The organism is Dermacoccus sp. UBA1591, assembly GCF_002322065.1.
In the GTDB taxonomy this organism is placed as follows: Bacteria; Actinomycetota; Actinomycetes; order Actinomycetales; family Dermatophilaceae; genus Dermacoccus; species Dermacoccus nishinomiyaensis.
Genome location: NZ_DCNR01000075.1, coordinates 1 through 5760 on the forward strand (window position 1 = coordinate 1; position 5760 = coordinate 5760).

The following is a 5760-nucleotide window of genomic DNA, read 5'->3' on the forward strand; positions in this document are numbered from 1 at the left end:
CCCTCGTTCGTGAAGAGCCGATTTGGCTGCCTAAACCCTGTCACCTACCCATGCAGCAGTCCCGATCGCTGCTGCTCTCGATGCCACCATCGACTGGCGCGCACGGGAAGCCACTGAACCTGGCTAGGGGAGTGGATCCGCTATAACGTTCCCGGGGCCCGCAAGGGCAGCCTCCCGCACGCAGCCATCTACCGGTGGATCCACGAGACGACGGAATCATCGCATGGAGGGCTCGGCTACCGTCCCGGCCCAGGCTGAATCCGCCGACGATCAGTCCCAGGCGAGAACCCTTGTGGGTCAACGTGAGCAAACCCCGGGAAACTTCACCTTAGGGTAAGCGGATGGGCCTCATCGCATCCCCGCGCGGTGGCTCACGATATAAGGTCGCAGAGCGACGAACAGGACGGCGGATCGGACGCATGACTCGGATCTTCGACAACATCGACGCAGATCTCGGACCTCACCTAATCGAGACCTTCGGATCGTCAGCGCGCATGGATGCCGCTGTGGGGTACTTCAACTTGCGTGGCTGGGCCACGTTCGCGAACGCGGTTGACGCTCAGGGGCCCTACCCCCGGATCTTGGACACGGGGTGTGATTACGCAGCAGGTCGCAGCGTAGCGGTGTAGCCGGTCTCGAAGGCGTCCGGCGAGGTGTAGCGACACCACGAGTGGCGTCGCTTGGTGTTGTAGCGGACGAGCCATCTGAAGACCTGCCGGCGGCAGGTCAGCTCGTCACTCCAGCAGGCGGTGTCTTGGAGGACCTCGCGCTTCATGGTGGCGTTGAACGACTCTGCGAGGGCGTTGTCCGCGCTGGTGCCGACGGCGCCCATGGACTGGGTGACGCCGAGCTTGCGGCAGAGCTTGGCGGTAGGCCTTCGAGCAGTAGACCGAGCCGTGGTCGCTGTGGAACACAGCGCCCTTGAGGCTGCCGCGGGTTGCGGCGGCTGCCTTGAGCGCGTCCTCGACGAGCTCGGTGCGCATGTGGTCGGCGACCGCCCATCCGACGAGCCTGCGGGAGTAGCAGTCGATCACGGTCGCCAAGTACAGGTTCGTCCCGTCCGCGATCGGCAGGTAGGTGATGTCGCCGACATAGCGCTCGTTGGGGCGCTCGGCGGTGAAGTCACGCTGGAGCAGGTCGGGGTACTTCTGCCCCGACGGCTCGGGAATCGTGGTGCGGACCTTGCGGCGCTTCATGTAGCCGCGGATGCCCTCAAAGCGCATCACCCTCGCGACACGCTTGTGGTTGACCCGCTCACCGGCAGCCGCGCTGTCACCGAGTTGAGCGTTGAGCTCGGCGGTGATCCGTGGCGCGCCCTGAGTGTTGTCGGCGGAATGGACGGTCCGGATCCGCTCAGCCAGCGCTGCGTCGTCAGCGGCTCTGGCCTCTCGTGCCGGGGCCGCGTTGAGCCAGGCGTAGTAGGAGGAGCGCTCGATCTCGACGAGCTCGCACAGTCGCTTCACCTCGAAGGTGGCGGAGTTATCGGCGACGAACTGGAAGCGACTCACCAGCGCGTCTCCCCGGCGAAATACTTGGCCGCCCGCTGCAGGATCTCCCGCTCGGTCGTGAGCTTGGTCGTCTCTGCTCGCAACGCCGCGTTCTCAGCTTCGAGCCGGGCGACCCGCTGCTCAAGCGGCTCGACTCTCACGGGCGAAGACGGTGTCGTTCTGGGCTTCAGCGGGCTGGAGGTCAACGTCCCGTCAGCGGCGGTCTTCTTGCCGGTCCCGTAGACCTCGAGCCAGTGCCGCAGCGTGCCACGCACGATGCCGAGATCATCGGCGATGCCGCGGACCGTGGCACCCGGGGTGGACTCGTACAAGTCGACGGCCTGACGACGGAACTCTTCGGAATAGTTCTTCCTAGCCATGATTCTCGGATCATCTCGCTTCCCCAGCACCACGTGCTGGATTCAGCATGTCCAAGAACCGGGGTCAGGCCCCAGCGACTGGTTTCGAGAGAGGGCGTTCTACTCGTCCCCATCGAGCATCATGCACGGAGGTGACCCCACTACGGTGAGGTCATGATTCACGCCGAAATGCGATCCTGCGAATGGGCGCCCGATGGAATAGAGCTGCGTCCGCTAACCGGTGGTGATGCGCAAACGTACGCCGAGCTCCTCATCGCGATCTGGCGCGAGACGTACAACGGGCTCATGCCCGCAGAGCGCCTGTCCAGCCTCGAACTGGGCGCTGTGACAAACCAAGCGCGCCGGATGCTCGACGACCCAAACGGCCCTTCCACGCTCGGCGCCTTTCGTGGCGACGCCCTAGTCGGGTGGGCACGAGCGGGTGAGCCGCGTGACGATGGTGCTCCACTCGACCTAGAGCTACACAGCCTCAACGTCGCTCGCGAGGCGCGCGGGACGGGTGTGGCTCGGCATCTCATGGAGAACGCGCTCGGCGGCCGGTCCGCTTACCTGTGGGTCGTCGAGGGCAATGAGCGCGCGCGAAGCTTCTATCACCGCAGCGGCTTCCGCGACGACGGGGAACGTCGCTGGGAGGAGACCGATCAAACGCACGAGGTGCGCATGGTGCGCCTCGCCGATGCGACCGTGCTCTCGGGAACGGTGCGCCCTCCATGCGCGGACGGCGAGGGGCGCCCCTGGTATTCGAAGTAGCGCCCGCGCCATCGCAGGCGTACGTCCGCAGCGGTGTAGCTCAAACGACCGTTTCCGCACTGCGCGGAATGGCCCCGCGTGTCAGTTACTCGGGTTCTGCCAAGCTTCGAGGTCGCGCTTCTGCTGGAGATATTCCTCGGCGTTGTCAGTCTCTTGGAGGAGCCGGTCCAGTCCTCGCAGGGCGGCAGCCTTGCCCTCGTCGTCGATCTGACCTGTCAGTCGCAGCAGGGTGAAGGCACGCGCCACAACCCAGGTGGCCTCGTCGTCCGTGTCGAGGGGCGACGTTCCGATCTCAGCGACCGACTCCTGCCATTCCTCTTCCGAGTCGTACATGTCCCGCAACCGGGTGGAGGAGGTTAATTCGTCGCGACGATCTTCCCACTCCGCGAGGGTGTCGGCTCCCTCATCATCGCCGAACGGGCCCCAGTCGTTACCCGAGTCGTTGTAGATCGGATGAGTGAAATGCTCTGCGAAGCGAGGGTGCGCTGGCTCCATACCCCAGTCCTCGTCGTCACCCTCAACTTCGTCGCCGTCACCGTCACGCTTGCCGAATCCGAATAGTCCCATGCGCTGATTCTGGCACTGACACGCAAGATTCACTGGCGCCCCTCACCGGTAGCTCAAACGAAGGCTTTCGCACCTTTGCCGCGCGGCCCACTCGTCCGTGGTTGCTTCCGATCTGGGCAAGGGTGAGACCTTCACCCCTGTGGGCAAATAGGAACCCCTCTAGATGCTCAGTGTCGGAAAGTGTGCATCTGAGGGGGTTCTTACTCGCGCGTTCTGGGGTACACCCTATTTGCACAGTGGCGACGCCATGGGGTCCGCGTGCAAATAGGGTCCTCGGTGGCCTTAATGCTCATGTTGCGAGCAGGGACTAGACATGCCGGGACAAATCGTGGGTACGCGCGTCTCGTCGACGTCGCAGAATCTAGCCAGGCAGCTAGAAGCGCTCGGGGTGGTCGACGAACTGTTCACTGACCATCAATCGGGCAAGGGGGACCGCTGCACGATCAGGTGACAGTGGTTGGGCAGCCAGTTCGACTGCTGTGGTCATGATGGTTTCGAACTCGATGGGCGTCAATCGTCCGAGCCGGTCCTGCCGGCGGCGCCGGTGATACGTCCGCTCGATCCAGGTGACGATCGCGATCCGAGGCTCTTCCCGAGTTCGCCAGGCCTGACGGTCCAGGACGTTCTTCTGCAGCAGCGCGAAGAACGATTCCATCGCGGCGTTGTCAGCCGCAGCGCCGACGCGATCCATCGACGCGGCCAAGCCGTGGCGATGGATCGCGTACACGAACTTGCGGCTCCTGAATTGCGACCGCGGTCCGTGTGCACGACGCAGCCGGCCACACCGACGTCGTCAGAACTCGTCACGCTTGGCCTGCGAGCCGTGCCGGGGTTCTTGTTCGCCACGTCATCCCCTGTAGGTGTGCATCTCGTGCAAGGTGCGTTCCCCCGATCATGGGCCACAACGGGCCGCCTAGGTTGGCTCAGCCCGGTTCAGAGCCTCCCATCCTTCGACGTGGCGTAGCCGTAGCGACGCCGGTGCTCATCCCAACTCGTCGCGTACGCCTGACGCAGGGGCTGTGCCAGGTTCGCGAACCACACGCGACGCTCCTCGCGGCGCCGCTCGAACTCGCGTCGATCCTGCGCCTCGAGCCAGCCCGCATGTCGCCGCGACAGGTCAACACCACGGCGTAGGTTGCGTTCCTCCCACACACGCTTGCGCTGCTGCTGACGCCGCGCACCCAGACGCGAGAACTCCCCACTCAACCGCTGCACCCGGAGCGCACGCTCACCCGCGTCCAGACCCGCCCACCAGCGCTGCGCACGCTCCTGACACGCAGCGATCGACGCACGACGCGCCAGCACCCACGCCGACGCGCCCACGAAACACGAGCCGTTCCAACGAGATCCGCTCACGCACCACCTGATGCTCGACAGAGGTCCCTCGAGTGTGGGGAGGGTCTGGGGGCGCGTCCACTCGGCGTTCGCCGAGACTTGATCCAGCCCGTGGGCCTGCAAGTGCGCCAGATGACGCAGCACCTGCCGTCGCGTCCACCCCGACACCTCACCAGACGCAGGGCACAGCTGCGCTTTCAACGCCACGTCCTCAGCCGACAGCCGGACCCTCGAGTCCAGGGACGCCAGCACCAACCACCCAGCAGGGGGGAGTTCACCGGGGAGGGCGGGGGCCAAGGGGATGTGATGATCGCGGCGCTCGTGCTGCTGGGGTTGGGTTGGAACGCTGGATTGCTGGCCGGCAAGGCGATGCTCGTCGACGCCACCTCGAGCGCAACCCGCGCCCGCACACAGGGAACGTGCGACGTCCTCGTCGCGCTTGCCGGAGCGGGCGGCGGCATCGGCGCAGGCTTCGTCGCCGGCGCCACGACCTACGCGACGCTATGCTGCCTCGCCGTCGTCGCAGCCGTTGCGCTGCTCGCGTTCGTGCCCCGCCGAAAGTCGGCGTGACGTTTTATTCATCGTCATGACACAAAGGCGTTAGGGTGAACGTCATTCCTTTCTTTCCCATGTGACGAAAAGAGCGGCGCCATGACGGTCCGTCCCACCCCACTCTCGGCTCCCGCGAGTCGAACCGAGCGGCTCGATCGGTTGCCGTTCACGGCGCGTCATCGCTCGATGCTCGTCGGTTCGGGCGTCGGCTGGGCGCTCGACGCGATGGACGTCGGGCTCATCAGCTTTCTCATGGTGGCGGTCAAGAAGGAGTGGGGGCTGACGACCGGCGACCTGTCGGTGCTCGCCTCGATCGGCTTCGTCGGCATGGCGATCGGCGCCGGTGTCGGCGGCGCCCTGGCCGACCGCATCGGCCGCCGCACCGTGTTCGCGGGCACACTCGTCGTCTACGGCATCGCGACGGGTCTGTCGGCGCTCGCGCCGAGCTTCCTCGTCCTGTGCGCCCTGCGCTTCGTCGTCGGGCTCGGCCTCGGCGCGGAACTCCCGGTGGCCTCGACCCTGGTGAGCGAGTTCGCCCCGAAGCGCCTGCGAGGACGGATGGTCGTCGCCCTCGAGTCGTTCTGGGCGCTCGGGTGGCTGCTCGCGGCCGTCATCGGATTCACGATCGTGCCGCACGACAACGGGTGGCGCTGGGCGATGGCGCTCGGGCTCGTGCCCGCTCTCTACGC

5 protein-coding genes and 2 pseudogenes are annotated in these 5760 nt (G+C 65.7%); 3 read left to right on the forward strand and 4 right to left on the reverse strand.

Going from position 1 to position 5760, the window contains the following annotated elements; all coding sequences use genetic code 11:
* Nucleotides 1–598: 598 nt before the first annotated feature.
* Nucleotides 599–1867: pseudogene (locus B2284_RS07670) on the reverse strand (IS3 family transposase).
* Between the two features lie 153 nt (nt 1868–2020).
* On the opposite strand from B2284_RS07670, the gene B2284_RS07675 reads away from it, so the two are divergent.
* Nucleotides 2021–2617, forward strand: a complete 597-nt coding sequence (locus B2284_RS07675) for a GNAT family N-acetyltransferase (protein ID WP_136788716.1) — start codon at nt 2021–2023, stop codon at nt 2615–2617.
* A gap of 81 nt (nt 2618–2698) precedes the next feature.
* Here B2284_RS07675 and B2284_RS07680 read toward each other — a convergent pair whose 3' ends face one another.
* From B2284_RS07680 to B2284_RS07690, 3 genes and pseudogenes are all read right to left on the reverse strand, one after another.
* On the reverse strand, nt 2699–3184 hold the full coding sequence (locus B2284_RS07680) for a hypothetical protein (RefSeq protein WP_136788715.1): 486 nt from the start codon (nt 3182–3184) through the stop codon (nt 2699–2701).
* 463 nt (nt 3185–3647) lie between these two features.
* Nucleotides 3648–3955, reverse strand: a pseudogene (locus B2284_RS07685) (integrase core domain-containing protein); the annotation flags it as partial.
* A 162-nt stretch (nt 3956–4117) separates the two neighbouring features.
* Nucleotides 4118–4540, reverse strand: coding sequence for a hypothetical protein (locus tag B2284_RS07690; RefSeq protein WP_136788714.1), 423 nt, complete (start codon nt 4538–4540; stop codon nt 4118–4120).
* A gap of 285 nt (nt 4541–4825) precedes the next feature.
* Here B2284_RS07690 and B2284_RS07695 point away from each other — a divergent pair, with 285 nt between their 5' ends.
* The gene (locus B2284_RS07695) at nt 4826–5089 is read left to right on the forward strand and encodes a hypothetical protein (RefSeq protein ID WP_074046206.1); all 264 of its coding nucleotides are present in this window, start codon (nt 4826–4828) and stop codon (nt 5087–5089) included.
* Between the two features lie 81 nt (nt 5090–5170).
* Nucleotides 5171–5760: MFS transporter (locus B2284_RS07700; RefSeq protein ID WP_286697346.1), on the forward strand; the 590-nt coding region annotated here is incomplete at its 3' end.